This is a genomic window from Marinococcus sp. LNHM3E3-2.2, from assembly GCF_056034385.1.
In genome coordinates this window covers 1-17,612 of the sequence record NZ_JBQLIC010000015.1, presented here as the reverse complement: position 1 = coordinate 17,612, position 17,612 = coordinate 1, and the positions used below count along the sequence as shown (strand labels likewise).

20 protein-coding genes are annotated in these 17,612 nt (G+C 46.3%); 12 read left to right on the top strand and 8 right to left on the bottom strand.

Annotated elements, in window-relative coordinates:
• Positions 1-91: 91 nt before the first annotated feature.
• The 8 genes from ACTRXF_RS14270 to ACTRXF_RS14235 all read left to right on the top strand — a co-directional run bounded on the left by ACTRXF_RS14270 (position 92) and on the right by ACTRXF_RS14235 (position 7,760).
• On the top strand, positions 92-1,216 hold the full coding sequence (locus tag ACTRXF_RS14270; RefSeq protein ID WP_474279609.1) for a M20/M25/M40 family metallo-hydrolase: 1,125 nt from the start codon (positions 92-94) through the stop codon (positions 1,214-1,216).
• Between the two features lie 17 nt (positions 1,217-1,233).
• Positions 1,234-1,671: a YaaR family protein gene (locus tag ACTRXF_RS14265; RefSeq protein WP_474279599.1), complete on the top strand. Its 438-nt coding sequence runs from the start codon at positions 1,234-1,236 to the stop codon at positions 1,669-1,671.
• Positions 1,672-1,683: 12 nt separating this feature from the next.
• Complete coding sequence (locus ACTRXF_RS14260) at positions 1,684-2,151, top strand: low molecular weight protein-tyrosine-phosphatase (RefSeq protein WP_474279597.1); 468 nt, start codon at positions 1,684-1,686, stop codon at positions 2,149-2,151.
• Positions 2,151-3,005: a fructosamine kinase family protein gene (locus ACTRXF_RS14255; protein ID WP_474261856.1), complete on the top strand. Its 855-nt coding sequence runs from the start codon at positions 2,151-2,153 to the stop codon at positions 3,003-3,005. Before ACTRXF_RS14260 ends, ACTRXF_RS14255 begins: the two co-directional genes overlap by 1 nt.
• A gap of 145 nt (positions 3,006-3,150) precedes the next feature.
• Entirely contained in the window at positions 3,151-4,647 is a 1,497-nt protein-coding gene (locus tag ACTRXF_RS14250) for a phytoene desaturase family protein (RefSeq protein ID WP_474261857.1), read from the top strand.
• Positions 4,644-6,092: a phytoene desaturase family protein gene (locus ACTRXF_RS14245; RefSeq protein WP_474279595.1), complete on the top strand. Its 1,449-nt coding sequence runs from the start codon at positions 4,644-4,646 to the stop codon at positions 6,090-6,092. Before ACTRXF_RS14250 ends, ACTRXF_RS14245 begins: the two co-directional genes overlap by 4 nt.
• Before the next feature lie 64 nt (positions 6,093-6,156).
• On the top strand, positions 6,157-6,999 hold the full coding sequence (locus ACTRXF_RS14240) for a phytoene/squalene synthase family protein (protein ID WP_474261859.1): 843 nt from the start codon (positions 6,157-6,159) through the stop codon (positions 6,997-6,999).
• 203 nt (positions 7,000-7,202) lie between these two features.
• Entirely contained in the window at positions 7,203-7,760 is a 558-nt protein-coding gene (locus ACTRXF_RS14235) for a hypothetical protein (RefSeq protein WP_474279593.1), read from the top strand.
• Between the two features lie 84 nt (positions 7,761-7,844).
• Here ACTRXF_RS14235 and ACTRXF_RS14230 read toward each other — a convergent pair whose 3' ends face one another.
• From ACTRXF_RS14230 to ACTRXF_RS14220, 3 genes are all read right to left on the bottom strand, one after another.
• Complete coding sequence (locus tag ACTRXF_RS14230) at positions 7,845-8,441, bottom strand: hypothetical protein (protein WP_474279591.1); 597 nt, start codon at positions 8,439-8,441, stop codon at positions 7,845-7,847.
• A 178-nt stretch (positions 8,442-8,619) separates the two neighbouring features.
• Complete coding sequence (locus ACTRXF_RS14225) at positions 8,620-9,417, bottom strand: alpha/beta fold hydrolase (RefSeq protein ID WP_474279589.1); 798 nt, start codon at positions 9,415-9,417, stop codon at positions 8,620-8,622.
• A 181-nt stretch (positions 9,418-9,598) separates the two neighbouring features.
• A complete protein-coding gene (locus ACTRXF_RS14220) occupies positions 9,599-10,381 on the bottom strand; it encodes a TerC family protein (RefSeq protein ID WP_474279587.1) in 783 nt (260 codons plus the stop codon).
• Positions 10,382-10,766: 385 nt separating this feature from the next.
• Here ACTRXF_RS14220 and ACTRXF_RS14215 point away from each other — a divergent pair, with 385 nt between their 5' ends.
• Positions 10,767-11,141 carry a PilZ domain-containing protein gene (locus ACTRXF_RS14215; RefSeq protein WP_474279585.1) on the top strand — a complete coding sequence of 125 codons (375 nt, stop codon included), beginning with the start codon at positions 10,767-10,769 and terminating at the stop codon, positions 11,139-11,141.
• Between the two features lie 58 nt (positions 11,142-11,199).
• Positions 11,200-11,418, top strand: a complete 219-nt coding sequence (locus ACTRXF_RS14210) for a hypothetical protein (RefSeq protein ID WP_474261865.1) — start codon at positions 11,200-11,202, stop codon at positions 11,416-11,418.
• Positions 11,419-11,513: 95 nt separating this feature from the next.
• Here ACTRXF_RS14210 and ACTRXF_RS14205 read toward each other — a convergent pair whose 3' ends face one another.
• A complete protein-coding gene (locus ACTRXF_RS14205; protein ID WP_474279583.1) occupies positions 11,514-12,284 on the bottom strand; it encodes an SDR family NAD(P)-dependent oxidoreductase in 771 nt (256 codons plus the stop codon).
• 175 nt (positions 12,285-12,459) lie between these two features.
• Positions 12,460-13,512, bottom strand: coding sequence for an EAL domain-containing protein (locus tag ACTRXF_RS14200; RefSeq protein WP_474279581.1), 1,053 nt, complete (start codon positions 13,510-13,512; stop codon positions 12,460-12,462).
• Positions 13,513-13,777: 265 nt separating this feature from the next.
• Here ACTRXF_RS14200 and ACTRXF_RS14195 point away from each other — a divergent pair, with 265 nt between their 5' ends.
• A complete protein-coding gene (locus tag ACTRXF_RS14195; protein WP_474279579.1) occupies positions 13,778-14,764 on the top strand; it encodes an aldo/keto reductase in 987 nt (328 codons plus the stop codon).
• A gap of 89 nt (positions 14,765-14,853) precedes the next feature.
• Here ACTRXF_RS14195 and ACTRXF_RS14190 read toward each other — a convergent pair whose 3' ends face one another.
• Positions 14,854-15,222, bottom strand: a complete 369-nt coding sequence (locus ACTRXF_RS14190; RefSeq protein WP_474279577.1) for a cupredoxin domain-containing protein — start codon at positions 15,220-15,222, stop codon at positions 14,854-14,856.
• A gap of 281 nt (positions 15,223-15,503) precedes the next feature.
• On the opposite strand from ACTRXF_RS14190, the gene ACTRXF_RS14185 reads away from it, so the two are divergent.
• Entirely contained in the window at positions 15,504-16,040 is a 537-nt protein-coding gene (locus tag ACTRXF_RS14185) for a YceI family protein (protein WP_474279575.1), read from the top strand.
• Positions 16,041-16,467: 427 nt separating this feature from the next.
• On the opposite strand, the gene ACTRXF_RS14180 is transcribed toward ACTRXF_RS14185, so the two are convergent.
• Positions 16,468-16,629 carry a hypothetical protein gene (locus ACTRXF_RS14180; protein ID WP_474279573.1) on the bottom strand — a complete coding sequence of 54 codons (162 nt, stop codon included), beginning with the start codon at positions 16,627-16,629 and terminating at the stop codon, positions 16,468-16,470.
• 221 nt (positions 16,630-16,850) lie between these two features.
• Positions 16,851-17,612, bottom strand: a 762-nt coding sequence (locus ACTRXF_RS14175; RefSeq protein ID WP_474279571.1) for a Na/Pi cotransporter family protein, incomplete at its 5' end; no start/stop codon positions are given.

Sequence of the window (17,612 nt, the reverse complement as noted above, 5' to 3'; positions counted from 1 at the left end):
CTTTCAATAAAAACTGATGCTCAAATTATAACACAGCAGGCAAAAAAATATATAATAAACCTAAGCAACCCGCAAAGGAGTTATAATAGTGATGGCAAATCAGGAACGTTTAATACAGGAATTTATCGAACTGGTGCAGATAGACTCGGAAACGAAGCATGAAGCCAAAATCGCAGATGTCATCAAACGCAAATTCCAACAGCTTGGCCTCGAGACAAAAGAAGATAATGCCAAAGCCCTGACAGGACACGGAGCAGGAAACCTGGTCTGTACGTTAAAAGGTACAGACAGCACAAAGCCGGCAATTTATTTCACCTCTCACATGGATACAGTCGAACCGGGGAAAGGTATTGAACCCGAAGTGCAGGATGAATATATCGTTTCAAGCGGGGAAACCATTCTCGGAGCTGATGACAAAGCAGGGATTGCGGCGATGCTTGAAATGATAAAAGTACTTCAGGAAGAAGATGAGCCTTATGGTGATGTTCAGTTTATCATCACAGTCGGGGAAGAGTCCGGCCTTGTGGGCGCAAAGCATCTTGATACCGGGCTTGTGCACGCCGATATGGGTTATGCGCTTGATAGTGACGGACCGGTTGGCACGCTCGTCACGTCAGCGCCGTACCAAACGAAAATGCACGCGACTATTTACGGAAAGAAAGCGCACGCAGGTGTGGAGCCGGAAAAAGGCATTTCAGCCATCAGTGTTGCTTCTAAAGCAGTGACTAAGATGCCGCTTGGACGAATTGATGAAGAAACAACAGCCAACATCGGAAGCTTTGCCGGAGGCACGCAGACAAATGTCGTATGTGATGAAGTCGTGATTTCTGCTGAAGCACGCTCCTTTAAACCGGATAAGCTGAGCAGACAGATAGCTGCGATGCGCGGGGCTTTCGAAGAAGCAGCAGAAGAAATGGGCGCCGAGGCATCTATTGACATACAGCCAATGTATGAAGGATACGTGCTGGCTGAATCAGATGATGTGGTGCAGCGTGCTGTGCAGGCCGCAAACCGGCTCGATGTGGAGCCGAGAACTGTACAGAGCGGAGGCGGCAGCGATGCCAACGTGATTTCCGGCTACGGCATACCTACCATCAATCTGGGCGTCGGGTATGAAAATATCCACACTACGGAAGAACGGCTGCTTATAAAAGAATTTGTGAAAGTACCAGCGTTTATGGCGGCCATTGTAACTGGACCGGCAGAAGACGCGTAAAGGAGGACAGTATACGCGTGGATATTCATCGTCTTCAGGGAAATATTAAATCACCGCTCCCCAGTGTAAAGGAGAGAAAAGCCGAAAAGAATCCGTTTTCGGAAATGATGCAGACCGAACAGTCCAAAACTTTCAACCGGCAGATGGGTATCATGCTCGAACAGCTCGATCAGCAGGGCAGGCGTTTGATGGAGCACCAGACCATTCCAGAGTTAAAAGAATATAAACGCCTTGTAAGAGAAATTATTACAGAGCTCAAGGACTACGGATTGAACCTGCATGAAGAAAGGTCGTTTGGCAGCGACGGACGGCTCAAAACCCATCAGCTGATTGAAAAGATTGATAAAAAATTAGTGGAAATGACAGACCAGATGCTGCAGCAGGAACAGGAGCCCCTCTCCCTTCTCGATATGACCGGGGAAATAAAAGGCATGATTATACATCTCTACGGATAAAGGAGGGCATCTATGAGTATAAAGGTTTTATTCATCTGTTTAGGAAACATCTGCCGTTCGCCAATGGCAGAAGCGCTTTTGCAAAAGCACCTGCAGGAAGCAGGAGTGGAAAATAAAATCAGCGTGGATTCAGCCGGTCTCGGTGATTGGCATGCAGGCTCGCCTCCGCATAAAGGAACGATTGGTGTGCTCGAACAGCATGGTATTCATGCCGGTCCGGGAACCGCCCGGGTCGTGCAGTCCGGAGAAGAAGCCGACTATATTGTAGCTATGGATGAACAGAACCTTGAGATGCTTCAGGACTTTCACGTTTCCACTAAAGACGGCAGGGTATGGAAACTGTTGGACTTTCACCCTGAGCGTCGGAGTGAAGACGTCCCTGACCCTTATTTCGATAATAATTTCGACCACGTGTTTGAACTGGTTAATACGAGTACCTTTCATTTATTACAATGGATCAGAGAGCAGGAGAATGTATAATGGAGCATATTCAAAAAGCGATACGATACGTGGATCCGCAGGCAGAAGTAACCAATATAGCAGGCCTCTCCGGGGGAAGCATCAGCTCTGCCTACCGGGTGGATACAAACAAGCGCTCCTATTTTTTGAAATGGAATGAAGAGGCGCCGTATGATTTTTTCCGCCAGGAAAAACGCGGGCTCGAATTTCTGCGTGAATCGGAAGCGGTGCATGTGCCTGATGTACTACACTGGTCGAAGAAATTTATTATTATGGATATTATTCAGGGAAGAGGGGACAGCCGCACGGACGAGTGGCTGGGCATCGACCTGGCCAATCTTCATCAATCCTCCGGATATTATTTCGGCCTTGAGGAGGATAACTTTATCGGGGAGCTGCCGCAGGAGAATTCCTGGGAAACAAGCTGGGTGCGTTTTGTAAGGGATCACCGCCTGCGGCCGCAGATGGAAATCGCCAGATCCCTGGGCAAATTGACTGACGAACGGTCCCGCCGCCTGCGCTATATTCTGGACCATCTCGAAGAATGGATACCCGACGACCGGCAGCCGGTTAAGCTGCACGGAGATCTTTGGGCCGGCAATTGGCTCACAGGAGAAGAAGGGCGTCCATATTTGATTGACCCCGCCTGCTGGTATGGAGACTACGAATTTGATCTTGCCTTTACACGGCTGTTTGGAGGATTTTCTGAACGGACGTATGAAGCATATGAAACCATCCAGCCGGTGGAAGCTGAATTTGAAGAACGGATGCCTCTCTATCAGTTATATTATTTGCTCGTCCATTTAAACGTGTTCGGGGAAATGTACGGGGCGCAGGTGGATCGGGTGCTTGCATTATACAGCAGAAGCAGTTGAACGGGGCCTTTCTTTCTGAAAGGTCTTTTTTTATGCTTTTACAATGTCTATTTTCCCGGGCTTTTGGGCAGGTTGAGAATGCAAAAAAACGGGAATAAAACTTTGGACATGCATATAAGGTTTTGACAGAGAGGGGCTTTTTGGAGTGAGAGAGACACGAATTGCGGTGATTGGAGCGGGCCCCGGAGGACTTACCGCTGCCATGCTGCTGCAGAGTCAGGGTTTTCAGGTAAGTGTGTTCGAAAAGGATGATAAGCCAGGCGGACGCACGTCCCACGTGGACGTTGACGGCTACCGCTTTGATAAGGGTCCGACATTTTTAAGTATGCCTCATATTGTTGAGGAAATTTTTTCGGCAACCGGAAAGGATCTGGCTCACTATATTTCGTGGAACTACCTGGATCCGATGTATGAATTATTTTTCGAAGATTCAAGCTTCCGGCCGACTTCCGATAAGCAGGAAATGAAGCGAAGGATCGCTGCTTCCTTTCCGGGCGATGAAAAGGGATATGACCGTTTTATGCATGATCTGGGTAAACGGTGGGATGCGCTTCTGCCGGTACTTGAGCATGAGCACGGGTCGCTGCTTGACTATATGAAGCCCCGAACGCTTAAAGCCCTGCCGCACCTGGCGCTCGGCAAGTCTGTGTATGACGTGTTGAGCCAGTATTTTTCCGATGAGCGGCTGAAGCTTTCTTTTACCTTTCAGTCCAAATATTTAGGAATGTCACCGTGGGACTGCCCGGGGGCCTTCAGCATTCTTTCCTATATGGAGCATGAATACGGTATTGTTCATCCTACTGGAGGATTGAACCAGATACCAAAAGCAATGGCTAAAGCATTTGAAGAAGACGGCGGCCATCTTTACCTGAACACGCCAGTTAAAAAAATCCGTACGAAAAAACAGCAGGCGGTGGGTGTAGAGCTTGAAAACGGAGAAGTGTTTGGAGCAGACGAGGTGGTGGTGAATGCGGATTTCGCCTATGCAGCTACCGAATTGTTCGATGAGCCTTTGAAGAAGTGGAAAAAAGAAAAAGTGGCTAAAAAAGACTATTCCTGCTCCGCGTTTATGCTTTATGCCGGTGTTGACACTACTTATCCGGACGCGGCCCACCATTCTATCGTCTTTTCTAATGATTATAAAAAAAATGTGGAAGAAATGATTCATGAAAAAATTGTTTCGGACGATCCGTCAATCTATATTCATAATCCGGCTGTTACCGACGACACGCTGGCGCCTGCCGGAAAATCGCCAATTTATATGCTTGCCCCGGTTCCGAACAACCAGAGCGGCATCGACTGGGAGAATAACAAAGACAGCTTCCGGGACCTGGTGCTTGATCAGGTGGAGAGCCGTTCGCCGTTTAAGGGACTCCGGGACCACATTGAGGTGGAAAAAATTTATACGCCTACAGACTGGCAGCTCGACAGTAACGTATACGAAGGGGCTGTATTCAATTTATCCCACCGATTAAATCAAATGATGTATTTCCGTCCTCATAACAAGTTCGAGGATGTTGGAAGCTGCTGGCTGGTGGGTGGAGGTACGCATCCCGGAAGCGGTCTGCCGACGATTATCGTATCCGGCAGGATTACTGCTCAGGCACTGACGGCCAAATATTCCAGGGAGCGGGCGCAATGAAAAATATTATCGTGGGAAGCGGTATCGGCGGTCTTGTGACAGCTCTCTACAGAACTCAGGCAGGCGAAGAAGTAACAATAGTGGAAAAAGATAAAGAAGCAGGCGGAAGAATCAAATGGGTGAAGCAGGACGGGTTTAAAGTCGATGAAGGACCGACCATCGTTCTTTTGCCCGAAACTATTAAGGGGATACTTGCTGAAGCAGGGATGGACCCGGAAGTGCTTGAAATGGAGCGGATTGACCCTTTGTACCGGATGGTTTTCGCCGATGGCACGGAATTTTACAAATGGAGTGATCCTGAAAAACAGAAAGAAGAGCTGGCCCGGACTTTTCCGGGGGAAGAAGAGAATTTTGAAAGGTTTATGCACGATATGAAGAGAAATTTTCTCCAGGGGGAAAAGGATTTTTTATCCCGGTCATTTATGCGCAAACGCGAGTTTTTCACGGCGGCCAATATTCGTTCCCTGTGGCAGATGAAAGCTTATCAGTCGGTTAGAACCCAGGTGGCCGATTACTTTACCGATCCCCGGCTCCGGGACGCCTATTCCCTGCAGACGCTCTACATTGGCGGCAACCCTGCCGCCACTCCCGGTATTTACTCCCTGGTCTCCTTCAGCGAGCAGTATCACGGCATCTGGTATATCCACGGAGGCTATGCGATGCTGATTGAAAAAATTAAAGAAGAGCTGGATCGTCGCGGAGTGATCTTTCGGTTTGAAGAAACAGCATTAAGCATTCAGGCGAAGGGAAAGACTTTTACTGCTCTGAAAACGGATAAGCGGGTAGAGCCGGCAGAACGGCTCATCTGCAACTGCGAGCTGCCGGCAGCAGAACAGCTGGTGGAAAATAAATCACAAAAAAAATATACTTCTTCATCAGGATGCTTGCTAATTTACTTAGGATTAGACAAAATATATACAAAGGCATCTATTCACCAGTTTTTTATGGGCAGCAATTTTGACCACCAAATGAAGCAGGTTTTTGAAACTAAGGAATTACCAGAAGAGCCAAGTATTTATGCATTCCACCCGTCTTTAATAGACTCTGCCCTCGCCCCGGAAGGTAAGAGTGTACTGTATCTGCTCGTTCCCGTACCATCAGGAGATAACATCGACTGGGAGGTGCAGGAAGAGTTTATTCAGTCTGTTTTAGAGACGGTCGAGAAAAAAGGATTCCCGCACCTACGTTCTTCGATTCAGTGGATGCAGGTCCGGACGCCTCAGGACGCCGGCAGATACGGGTTGTATGAAGGAGGCAGCTTTGGCATAGCTCCGAGCTTTGCCCAGTCAGGTGCATTCCGGCCGCAGCTTAAGCCGTTCTCCTACAGCAACGTATACGCTGTGGGTGCTTCTACGCACCCCGGTGGCGGTGTCCCAATTGTCATGCAGGGAGCAAAACTGTTAGCGGAGCATCTCGGGACAGGGAGAAAGCAGGATATGTTCTGATATACACTCGGCAGGGGACCAGCCATCGCTTGGCTTCTGAAACGCGGGAGAGGGGATGAGAAGTATGAAATCAACGTTAGAAGAAGCATACGAAGAATGTCATCGTATTATTGCAATGCACAGTAAAACTTTTTCGAAGGCATTTGATATTCTGCCGCTTGAAAAAAGACAGGGCGTCTGGGCCGTTTATGCTTTTTGCCGGGCCGTCGATGATATTGTGGATGAAGGGGAAAATCCGGAGCAGGAATTAAAGGAATTTGAAACGATGTTTCATCAGTTTCTCCGCGATCCATTCTATCAGCCGTCCCTGCAATGGATTGCCCTGAGGGATACTTTCGAACGATTCGATATGGAAGTACAGCCTTTTATAGATATGATTCAGGGCCAGTATATGGATTTGGAAAAAATTTTTTATTACACATTGGAAGAAGTTGAAGGGTATTCCTATTATGTAGCAGGCACTGTAGGGCTGATGCTTCTGCCGATCCTTTCCCCCGAGCGTTTTGAACATCTGAAGCCGGGCGCTATCGCCCTTGGAAAGGCGATGCAGCTGACCAATATCCTTCGCGATGTAGGTGAAGACCTGGAGCGGGGGCGCATATATTTTCCGGTTGAAATACTCGAAAAGCATGGCTATACCACCAGGGATCTTCACCAGCACCGCCTTGATTCCTCATTTGTCCGGGCGTGGGAGGATACTGCCGCACGGGCAGAAGAGCTGTATACAGAGGCACTTGAATCTGTTGAACAGTATCCAAAGGATGCAAGGTATCCCGTCAAAGGCGCTGCTTATATGTATCAGGCCATTTTGGAATCAGTACGGAAAAACAACTACCAGGTGTTTAAGGAGCGGGCCTACGTTTCCAAACGGGATAAATGGAGTATTTTAAAAAGACTATCCTCCTAAAGAATGCTAAGCAGGCCGGGGAGTAGTCCCAAAAGTCTTCAGGCAGAAACTCTGCCTGTTTTTTCTTGGGTGAAAAACGAATCCTTAAAATGGTATTTTATGTATGATAAAATAAATATGAATACATAATACTGGAACCGCGGGATGTTATTATATCCGGCGGTTTTATTCTGTTTATGTACAGATACAGCAGGGGGAATTTTATGAAAAGACGTGTCACGCTGCTGGCAGCCGGGATCTTCATTTTCACCGCAGTGCTCAGCATTTATGTAGTGTATCCATGGCTTGAAGAAATGGAAAAACAGACAGCCGGAGCAGAGCAGGAGGAAGAAAATAACTCGGAAAAAGAGGCAGACAAGGAGCACCAGCTGACAAAAGCAGAAAAGAAAGTACAGCGGGAAGGGGAAATGAAAAATTATATTGCTGCCCGGCATGACCGATGGAATGACCTGACGGGCTACGGTGGTGAAAAAATGGTGGATGCAGAAAACATTCAGGAGCCTGAAGAAAAAATAGAAAAGCTGAAGTCACTGGCTGCGCAGACAGACAATCGGGATTTAGCGAGGGATCTTCGCAATGCTGCCGGCTGGAATGAACGCTTTCAGCAGAAAGAGCAATCTGATTTAGAAGAAGAGCAAACGGCAGAAACGATTCACCGTATATTTCATGATCTGGATGTATACTATAACGGCCACGGAAAAGAGCCATTTGGTGTTACGCATGTAGACGACGGAAAGTATGCGGAAAAAACTGATATATGAGCGGGGCATAAAAAAACCACCAGGGCCGTACCCGGTGGTTTAACTCGTTTTAGAAAATCTTTTGCTTTCTCCGCGGAGAAAAGCTTAGCTATTGCTATTTGGGTCACGCTGGTTTTTTCCTTCTTCCTGCGGCTCAATATCGGCCTGGTTGTCTTTGCGCTTAATTTCTTCTTCCGGAGACTCCTGGATATTTTGGCTGCCACTAGTTTCAGAAGAAGAGGCGCTGGAATTATTAGAGGAAGAATCAGAAGAAGAAACCTGCTCTGCGCCCTGTTTTGCCTGATCCTTGACTCCTTCGAGCTCCTGCTCGGCTTCTTTAGCTGTGTCAGCTACATCCTTCAGCTCATCGCCAGCTTCTTTAGCTGTAGATACGACGCCTTCAGAGTCTTTTTTCACCTGCTGGATTTGTTCAATGATGTCTTTGCCGTAATCATTGTAAATCTCCTGCAGCTGGGTCGTTACTTGCTTAGCAAGCTCCACTGTGCGCTGAAAGCGGCTTTTCAGTTCCTCTGTGTCGACTTCCTGGTTCGCTTTGTTTACTTTATCCTTAATGCCTTCGCTGCTGCTATCATTGTTGCTGGTACTTCCTGAGCCTTTCGTATACCAGTAGACGCCTCCCCCGATAGCAGCGGCTGATAGGGCAATAATCGGCAGTGTTTTTCTGGATGATGTGTTACTCATTATATCTACTCCTTTTTGTTTAAAATATGGAAGCAATGGTTCAGGAAATTAAAAAAAGAGTCAGCAAAGAAAAAGCTTTCTTCTGCTGGCTCATGGGTTAGCTTATTATCCAACCATTACCGCCGTGCTCAATATTCAAAGTAAGAATGAACTATAAACATATATCCTTTATGCTTTTTCAATAAACATCCTTTTGAGTTTTTGCATAGACATTGTTGTTAACAAAATTTCTGATGATGGCATTCACTTCGCCGGCAGCTCTGGTAGGAAGCTGGTGTACCTTTCCCTGAATATGCACATTTTGCATGTGAGGGAGCCGGGATTTAAAATCATGCTGATGCTTTTTTACAAACACATCGTTGCTGCCAAATATCGTAAGCACGGGGCAGGTAATATGAGGGAGAAAGCCGGTGCTGTCATAATGCCTGCCATTCAAGTACATTTGCTCCATAATGCCGGGATCGCTGTTCTCAATATTTTTTTCGATGCGTGCCTGCTGGTCCTGCTTTTTGGTATGAGAAAAGGCAAGGCCTTTGCCAAGTGTACCGAGCAGGTTTTCATACGTGCTCCAAATGCCAAGGCGGAATTTTCCGGCCAACAGAAACGTTCGTACTTTGGGAAAGCTGCTGATTAATACGAGCGCTTTCGTCTTTTCGGGATATTTGTAAGCAAATTCCTGAGCTGGCAGGCCGCCAAAGGAATAGCCGCAAAGAATAACCTGGTCAGCCCCAAGATGAGATATAAGGGCGTAAATATCCTCCGTCCACTGTCTGATGGTGCCGTCAGCGGCTTCACTGCGTTCGCTTCTGCCGTTTCCCCGTGGATCAAAGGTAACAACCCGAAACTGGTCTTCCAGCGGGTGCTGCTGCTCAAAAGCCGCGCAGCCGAGACCGGGAGGGGAAATAAACACAAGCACGGGCCCCTGGCCCCGCTGTTCATAATAGAGTGATGTGTTTTTTGAAGTGAAATATGGCATAAACAGGCTCCTTCGGCTCTCGTCAGCCGTAAAATTAAAAGTTCCATTCTATCTGTCTTTTTACCTTCAGTCTATATAACTAAACTTCAGAAATGGAAGAGGGCTATTAAAAAAAGCCCTTTAAGCTTTCATCTGCTTAAAGGGGCCTGAGGTTGTGTGTGAAGCTGTACTTCATTAATGTTTAACGTTCTTTCACCGTTTCATCTGCTGATTTCGGACTGGATAAAAACCAACCGCTGACCGCGATCACAACGAGGACAATATAAAAGGAAGCCTTCCACAGCGGTGAATGAGAGAATGCTTCCGGAATAATGTGCAGGGAAGGGTGACTCAAAGCGTAAACTGCGAGTTTGACACCGACCCACCCTACGATAACGAAGGCGGTTATTTCAAGGCCTGGACGTTTTTCAAGCAGGGTAACAAATTTACCGGCGGCAAAACGCATAATGACGACTCCAATTAATCCGCCGAATAAAATCACCGCGAAGATTCCGCCGTCAAGACCGCCAATTGCCGGAAGACCGGAGGCTGGAAGAGTAATAGCGAGAGCAACTCCTGCAAGAATCGAATCGACGGCAAACGCAATATCTGCGAGCTCTACTTTAAAAACAGTCTTCCAGAAGCCGGGCGATTTAGTTTCCTGTGCGTCAGCAGTCACGTTTTGCTGCTGGCGGTGGCGGACCATATGCCTAATAATATGATTAATAGCGATATAAAGAAGGTAGGCCGCACCGATAGCCTGCACCTGCCATACCCCCGCCAGAAAACTGATGATAAACAGCGATCCAAACCGGAAAAGAAAAGCGCCAAACAACCCGTAAAAAAGAGCTTTTTTACGCTGTTTTTCAGGCAGATCCTTAACCATTACCGCCAAAACCATCGCGTTATCAGCTGCCAGTACACCCTCAAGCAGGACCAGAATAACCAAAACCCAGCTGTATTCCATCAATAAACCTATATCCATTTCTTTTCTCCCCTTATGAGAAAAGGCATGGAAAAAGCCTTTTCCCTGATTGATTCGAAGGAAAAGGCATCAAAAAAACCTTTCCCTCCCCCGAAATTGCTGCGGAGAAGAAAAGGTCTCGCTTATAGTCTGGTAACTACCATCAGCACCGGGGCGTTAAAGCCCGTCATGACGATGCAGATGCAGGAAAGCTACTCCCCTTTTATTCTATATTAATCATATTCCGGAGCATAGATAAAGTCAATCTTTATTTCAAAGAAGAGCAGGACTGAATGGAAGGTGAACGGCCCGGCATACTGCACTAAAAACATTTTTGAAATCGAAAGACAGAGCCTATATACTATTAATACCGCACTTATTTCACGCAAAGATAAAGGAGAAGGGTATGCCGGAATCAAGAAAAAACCTACGCTACTATTTCGAAGATCATCCACTCCACGGAACCTTTTTCATTTACCGGATGGACAATACTATCGTGAACAGCGCGGCAGGTGACATGACGATCCATGATCTATCCGGCGGGGGCATGCGTTTCTTTTCCCGTTTGAATTTGCCGGTCACAGACCGGGTGCTTTTGACTTTTTCCTTTCGCTCTCTTCATAAAAATTTTGTCCTTCACGGTCATATAAAACGAAAGGAAAAACAAAACGGCGGCTGCATGTACGGGGTCTTTTTCCCGGACGAAGCTAACGATCAAAAAAATGACCTGGTGCGCACGGTGCATCAATTAAACATCGAACAAAAAGAACATCAGAGTTAAGACAGACGCACGGAGAATTTCTGTTCATCCAACACGGAGATAAAGGAGGAGGGTCTGTATGGATAACGATTTACTGAAAGAGCTGCTGCTGATTGCCCGCATTGCCGCTAAAGAACAGGGGACAATTTCCCCGGATGACCCCAATGAAGAAGCGCATTTTGATTATTTGATCAAAGAAGCGATGCTAGAAGCAGAAAAAGTAACAGACGAGGAAGAAAAAGTGGAATATGTGGATCCGGTGGTGACAGAAAAGGGCAGCCGCTTTATTGATGTATAATTTAAGCCTGGTCATAAGCTATCCAAATGGTATTAATATGAAAAGACCCCCTGGCACTGAAGCCGGAGGGTCCATTTGTATAGAGAAAGGTTTTTTTACTGGGCGGCCATACCGCCATCAATACGATACTGGGAACCACTGATAAAGCTTGATTCGTCAGAGGCAAGGAATAAAGCAAGGTTTGCGATGTCTTCAGACTCTCCGTAGCGGTTCATTGGAATAGCCTGCTCCTGCTCGGTACGGGCGGACTCGGCATCGTCCGGATTAAATCCTTTTTCAAGCGAACGCATCATTCTGGTGTTTACCGGCGACGGGTGGATGGAGTTTACGCGCACATTGGAATCTGCCACTTCAAGAGCCGCCGTTTTAGTCAGCCCAACCACACCGTGTTTAGAGGTAGTATAAGGACTGACGCCCGGCGTCCCCATTAAACCGGCAACCGAAGAGGTGTTAATAATGCTGCCGCTGTTTTGTTTCGCCATGACGGGCATAACGTATTTTAATCCGAGAAAGCTTCCCAGGACGTTAACGTTCATTACCTTCATAAAATCTTCTGCGGTCTGTTCCGGAATAGGAGCTACTTTGCCTTCGATGCCTGCGTTGTTAAAAAAGACATCTACCGTGCCAAACTGATTCACTGTCTGATCTACATAATTTTTCACATCATCTTCATTAGTAACATCGGCCGTCGTTGTTTCTACCGGGCCATACTCATCGAGTTCAGCTTTAACGCTGTCCAACGCCTCCTGATTCATATCAACGAGCATCACATTGGCGCCCTCCTGAAGAAATTTCTTAGCAGTAGCTTTGCCGATGCCTCCTGCTCCACCAGTAATTATAGACGTATACCCTTCCAGTCTTTTCATGAGAAAAGCACTCCTTCCATGTGAGGGTTTATTTTATAAAATGACTCGCCCAATGCTCTTCCCTGTGTCTAAAGAATTAAAACAGCAGCGAAAATGTGTTGGTGGTTTCCGCATCTAAAGACTCATTAGTGCCAGAAACAGAAAAAAGCACGTGCGGGGCACATGCTTTGTAAGATCAATGGTTTGTATTAACGGTGTGAGAAAGGGAATCCAGAGGCTGCTCCTGCGGCTTAGCGAAATAATATCCCTGAAACAGCTCGTAGCCCATGTCGGCTAAGTAATCGGCATCTTCTTTATGTTCGACTCCTTCAGCAAGTGGCTGAGAGTCGGTATAGGCAGCTACCTGCAGCAGCGACGCTGCGATTTTTTGTTTTTCGGGGTCCCGGCTTACGCCGTCGGAATATTCTCTGGCCAGTTTAACAATATCCGGCTCAAGGTAAGATAGCTTTTTGAGGTCATTGGCCCCGGTGCCTACGTCGTCTAAAGCATATTTGAAACCGTGATGCCGGTAATAATTGAGTATACTTTTCAGGTGATCAATATCCTGCACTTCATCGCTTTCCACAACTTCAAATACTACGTTTTCCGGTGCAATGCCCATTTCATTGATGAGGGAAATAGTGGTCGATAAACAGTGTTCAGGCACATAAATAGCGGTCGGAATAAAATTGATAAAAATGAGCTTGTCTTTAATGATGGCTGCATTTTTGACAGAAACGATCCGGCAGGCGCGGTCAAGCGCAAACAGCCGGTGGCGGATGCGCGCCGCCTCGAGCAAAAAGAATGGGGCAATCATGCTTCCGTCTGATGCTTTTCCGCGGGAAAGCAGCTCGTGCCCAACAATAGTATAGCTTCCGTTATCTGGCCGGACGATAGGCTGATAATGTGACTGTATCTGTTCCTGATCGATAATATCATCGATCCAGCCTGCTTCTTTGTAAGCGTGGAGGGAGCGAAGCGGCTGTTTGTTCGCTTCATCTTCCAAAGGATTATTCTTTTTTGCCGGAAAAATAAAAATTTCTTCGGGATTATAATGAACTTCCAGGTAATCCAGCAAATCAAAAGCAATGGTTTCATCCATCCATACCATACGATTATTTACTTCCTGCCATTGGTTTTCGCCGTATTCACTAAAGTAAGGGGTGAGCAGGGCAGGAGACTGGTCGTTTTCAAAAATAAACGTATAGCCCTGATGGCCGGGCATGCAAACGTCGCAACCGTTCTTCATAGATGACCTCCAAATGATGTCGTTTTAATAATAATATCGGCTGAAGAACTATGTATTCAAGTGTTTCATGAGAAATTTTGGATGAAAATCTGATATCGGGATACGTATAATATCTATCTGGGCATCGATGTTTAAATCTTACTGTGAAAGGTAACTAAAATAGAGTGATCGTTGGCAGGAACCTGGGTCGTTACAGGTGAGATACGTTGGAGCGGCCACTTAATTGCAAATAATGAATATACCTTTATAGAGGAGGACAAAATTTATGATTAATTTGAAGCAGGAAGGAAAACTCGGCTTCGGCACCGCGCCGCTTGGGAATATGTACCGTGATATTCCAGAAGAGGAAGCTTTAAAAACAATTGAAACAGCATGGGAACACGGCATCCGTTATTTTGACACTGCACCTTTTTACGGAGCAGGGCTTGCGGAGCTGCGCTTAGGCAAAGCGCTGGCCAGGCATAACCGCGACGATTTTGTATTAAGTACGAAAGTCGGCCGCTATATTTCTGAAGAAACGGAAGAAAAAGAAGGATTGTTTGCCAATGGCCGCCAAAATAAAGTAATTGATGATTATACTGCGGAAGGCACACGCCGGTCGATTGAGCAGAGCCTTGAGCGCCTGCAGATGGACCGGATTGATTTTGTGTATGTGCATGACATTTCTCCGGATTTTCAGGGAGACGAATGGCTCGCTAAATTTGAAGAGGCAAGAACAGGCGCATTCCGTGAGCTGACCAAACTACGGGAAGAGGGCGTTATTCAATCCTGGGGGATTGGAGTAAACCGGACGGAGCCGATTGAGCTCGCTCTCGACCTTGAAGATTCCAATCCGGATATCAGCCTGCAGGCTACCCGTTATACGCTGCTTAACCACGAACGTGCGCTTCAGCGCTTGATGCCGGAAGCGGAGGCGCAGGATGTTAGCATTGTGGTCGGAGCACCTTACGGATCAGGCGTGCTCGCCGGCGGTTCCACGTACGAATACTCGGATATCCCGCCGGAAATTGCTTCCCGTGTCGAGCAGATGAAATCCATTGCTGAACGTCACAATGTGAGCCTGATTGCAGCGTCCCTGCAGTTTTCAGCCGCTCATCCGGCAGTGGCGGCTGTTATACCAGGAGCAAGTCGTCCGCAGCGTATTCAGGACAATCTCGAAGCATTAAACGCCGATATTCCTGCAGCTTTCTGGCAGGAACTGCGTAAAGAGAAGCTGGTTTCCCCTGAAGCGCCGCTTCCAATTAAAGAATAAATATGGTTAAAATTAAAGCCGCCGTGCCTATATTTAGGCACGGCGGCTTTTTTTGCAGAAAAAGTAAAAATAGGCCGGTAAGCTCCGGCTTACTGAACAATTAGGGTGGCGGTCATATCTGCATGTCCCTCACCGCATGGAACGCTGCAGTAAATGTTATACTCTCCGGGTTCTTCCGGGGTGAACGTTGCTTCTCCTTCCCCCTGAATGTCTACATCAAAGTTGTCAATAGCAAGACCGTGTCCGCCCTCCTGGCTCGTTAAGCTGACGTTTACAGGTTCTCCGGCGTTAACGGTGTATTCCTCCTGGTCGAATTCAAAGTCAGTAGCGGTGACCTCCATTGTTTGAGCCTCGGCGTTTTCACTGGTGCTTTCGGATCCATTTCCTCCGTCACTGCCGCCGCAACCGGTCAGAAAAACAAATGAGGCAAGAAAAAGGGCTGATACAGAAAATTTCATCGTAAAGTCTCCTCTCGATATTAATATAGGGTGTTTCATACGAAAAAGGCTTGCGAAGTGCCATTATATCTGAGATGAAATATACGACTGACTTCACAATTAGTGTAAAACATAATGAGAATAAAAGACAAAAATAGTCTTGATAGATAAAGAAAAATCATTTGAAAATGACGGAATATTTATTATTTTCAAAGCAGGATACTAGATTTAAAGACTTGATACCTTTATACTAGTTGTAGCTTCATGGATTTAATTGAATGAATTTTTAGGAGGAGTTACTTATGGCAAAAACAGTCTGGTCCGTGGACCCTGTACACAGTGAAATTGGATTTTCAGTAAAGCACATGATGATCTCAAAAGCGAAAGGCACGTTTGACAAATTTGACGCTACGTTAAAGGTGGACGTGGAAGACTTAACAGACGCAGAAATCGAAGTGGTAATCGATGTAGCGAGTATTAATACCAGTGATGAAAACCGTGATGGTCATTTACGGTCGGCAGACTTCTTTGATGCTGAAAACTATCCCAACATGACGTTTGTCGGCAAGGAAATTAAAAAAACGGGAGAAAGTGAATATGACGTGACCGGAGATCTTACGATTAAAGGCACAACCAAAGAAGTTACGGTCGATGTTACGTTTGAAGGCCAAAGTAAAGATCCGATGAGCGGAAACATAGTAGCCGGCTTCAGCGGCCAGACAACCATTAACCGGAAAGAATTCGGTTTAACATGGAACGCTACGCTTGAAACAGGCGGGGTGCTTGTTGGCGAAGATGTGAAAATTAATATTGAGATGGAGCTGCATAAGCAGGACTAATGCTTAAGCGAACAATCATTAGAAAAAAGCCTTTTAGAGCTCTGTGGGAGACATCTAAAAGGCTTTTCTACGTAGCCTGGGCGGGGAAATTTTAAAAGGGGGGTTTATCCGTAGGCACCGGCAGCTAACAGCACAAGAGCAAAAAAGACCGCGAGCCCGACTGCAAGGCCAAAATACAACTTGATAAAATGCCACATAGCTTTGATCGCTCCTTTTAAAGGAAAGGTGAATGTTACTGCTGTGAAAGGTTTTAATAAAAAATCACAGGGATGAAACAGAGTGCAGACAGAGCATATAAAAATAATAATACCAAAAAGAGCAGGTCCTGCCCAGAAGAAGCAGACCTGCTCTTTTTAATCGAAAGCTGTATCAATTAAACGCTTCTATATTTAAGACGCTGAATTTACAGTGGTATATAAAATTTCGTTCAACTTTTTTTATTTTGAAGAGTTTTGTTTAAATCATCAAGGTCTTTCACATCTTTATTGTTGCCTTCCCTGATTTCTTTCCGATACTTATCGAGACGCGCTTGTTTTTCATCCAGCTCGGCCAATACTTTTGGACAATCTGTACTATTTTTCTTTTTCATTTCAAGCCCCTCTTTCTAATAGTTATCACTAAATTCAGTATGTTGGATTTTTATAGCTTTTACAATAGGTAAATAGATGATATATGGTTCACCTGTTTAAAAATGGTAAATATGCAAGGGAATAAAGGTAGTACACTTCACGAAGAAAGAAAGGGGTTTATTGAAAGTGGTTATTTGCGCGAAAAAAGCAGCGCCCAAACTGTAAGGGCGCTGCCTGCTTATTAATTGCTTTCTTTCATTTTGTGATCATCATCGAGCACGGTTTCAGCAATATTTACAGCATGATCACCGATCCGTTCGAGGTTGCTTAGGAAGTCCACAAATACAATGCCGGCGGAACCGGAGCACTGGCCTTCATTAAGGCGCAGAATGTGCTTTTTGCGCAGCTGCCGTTCAAGCCGGTCAATCTCTTCTTCCTGCTGCAGTACCTGACTGGCAATTTCGTGGTTATCCTGCCCGAGTGCTTCAATTGATTGAGAAAATGTGCTCATGGTTAATTCGTACATCTGATTCAAGTCCTTGTATGCTTCAGTGGAGAGGGTTACCTTATTAGTGACCTGATAATCCACGAGCTCCATCAGATTTTCTACATGATCACTCACACGTTCAATGTCTCTCGTAGTATCCATCAGAACCGAATGCTGACGTGAGCTTTCGGATGAAAGAGATCTAGAAGAAATGCGGGTTAAATAATCCGTAATGTTTTTGTCCAGATTGTTTACGGCTTCTTCGTACCGGACGATGTTTTCCGCGTCTTTTTTGTTCTTGGTTTCTAGATAGGACTCACTTTGCTTCAAACCTTTTTCAGCGTATTCCGCCATCCGCAGGGTTTCGAGCTTCGCCTGGTCGAGCGCGATCGCCGGGGACTGCTGAATAAAGATTGGGTCGAGGTGCTTGGCTTTGTACTCGATTTCGTCCCCTTTGCCCGGCACCAGCTTGGTGACCAGGTACGCCAGCGCTCCGACAAACGGCAGCTGGATCAA

Bases quoted from the DNA above. Each gene is read 5' to 3' on its own strand.
- ACTRXF_RS14215 (WP_474279585.1), top strand. From the start codon at position 10,767: ATGCCGGAATCAAGAAAAAACCTACGCTACTATTTCGAAGATCATCCA.
- ACTRXF_RS14225 (WP_474279589.1), bottom strand. From the start codon at position 9,417: ATGCCATATTTCACTTCAAAAAACACATCACTCTATTATGAACAGCGG.
- ACTRXF_RS14195 (WP_474279579.1), top strand. From the start codon at position 13,778: ATGATTAATTTGAAGCAGGAAGGAAAACTCGGCTTCGGCACCGCGCCG.
- ACTRXF_RS14270 (WP_474279609.1), top strand. From the start codon at position 92: ATGGCAAATCAGGAACGTTTAATACAGGAATTTATCGAACTGGTGCAG.
- ACTRXF_RS14245 (WP_474279595.1), top strand. From the start codon at position 4,644: ATGAAAAATATTATCGTGGGAAGCGGTATCGGCGGTCTTGTGACAGCT.
- ACTRXF_RS14185 (WP_474279575.1), top strand. From the start codon at position 15,504: ATGGCAAAAACAGTCTGGTCCGTGGACCCTGTACACAGTGAAATTGGA.
- ACTRXF_RS14190 (WP_474279577.1), bottom strand. From the start codon at position 15,222: ATGAAATTTTCTGTATCAGCCCTTTTTCTTGCCTCATTTGTTTTTCTG.
- ACTRXF_RS14205 (WP_474279583.1), bottom strand. From the start codon at position 12,284: ATGAAAAGACTGGAAGGGTATACGTCTATAATTACTGGTGGAGCAGGA.
- ACTRXF_RS14260 (WP_474279597.1), top strand. From the start codon at position 1,684: ATGAGTATAAAGGTTTTATTCATCTGTTTAGGAAACATCTGCCGTTCG.
- ACTRXF_RS14210 (WP_474261865.1), top strand. From the start codon at position 11,200: ATGGATAACGATTTACTGAAAGAGCTGCTGCTGATTGCCCGCATTGCC.
- ACTRXF_RS14180 (WP_474279573.1), bottom strand. From the start codon at position 16,629: ATGAAAAAGAAAAATAGTACAGATTGTCCAAAAGTATTGGCCGAGCTG.
- ACTRXF_RS14240 (WP_474261859.1), top strand. From the start codon at position 6,157: ATGAAATCAACGTTAGAAGAAGCATACGAAGAATGTCATCGTATTATT.
- ACTRXF_RS14200 (WP_474279581.1), bottom strand. From the start codon at position 13,512: ATGAAGAACGGTTGCGACGTTTGCATGCCCGGCCATCAGGGCTATACG.
- ACTRXF_RS14255 (WP_474261856.1), top strand. From the start codon at position 2,151: ATGGAGCATATTCAAAAAGCGATACGATACGTGGATCCGCAGGCAGAA.
- ACTRXF_RS14220 (WP_474279587.1), bottom strand. From the start codon at position 10,381: ATGGATATAGGTTTATTGATGGAATACAGCTGGGTTTTGGTTATTCTG.
- ACTRXF_RS14235 (WP_474279593.1), top strand. From the start codon at position 7,203: ATGAAAAGACGTGTCACGCTGCTGGCAGCCGGGATCTTCATTTTCACC.
- ACTRXF_RS14230 (WP_474279591.1), bottom strand. From the start codon at position 8,441: ATGAGTAACACATCATCCAGAAAAACACTGCCGATTATTGCCCTATCA.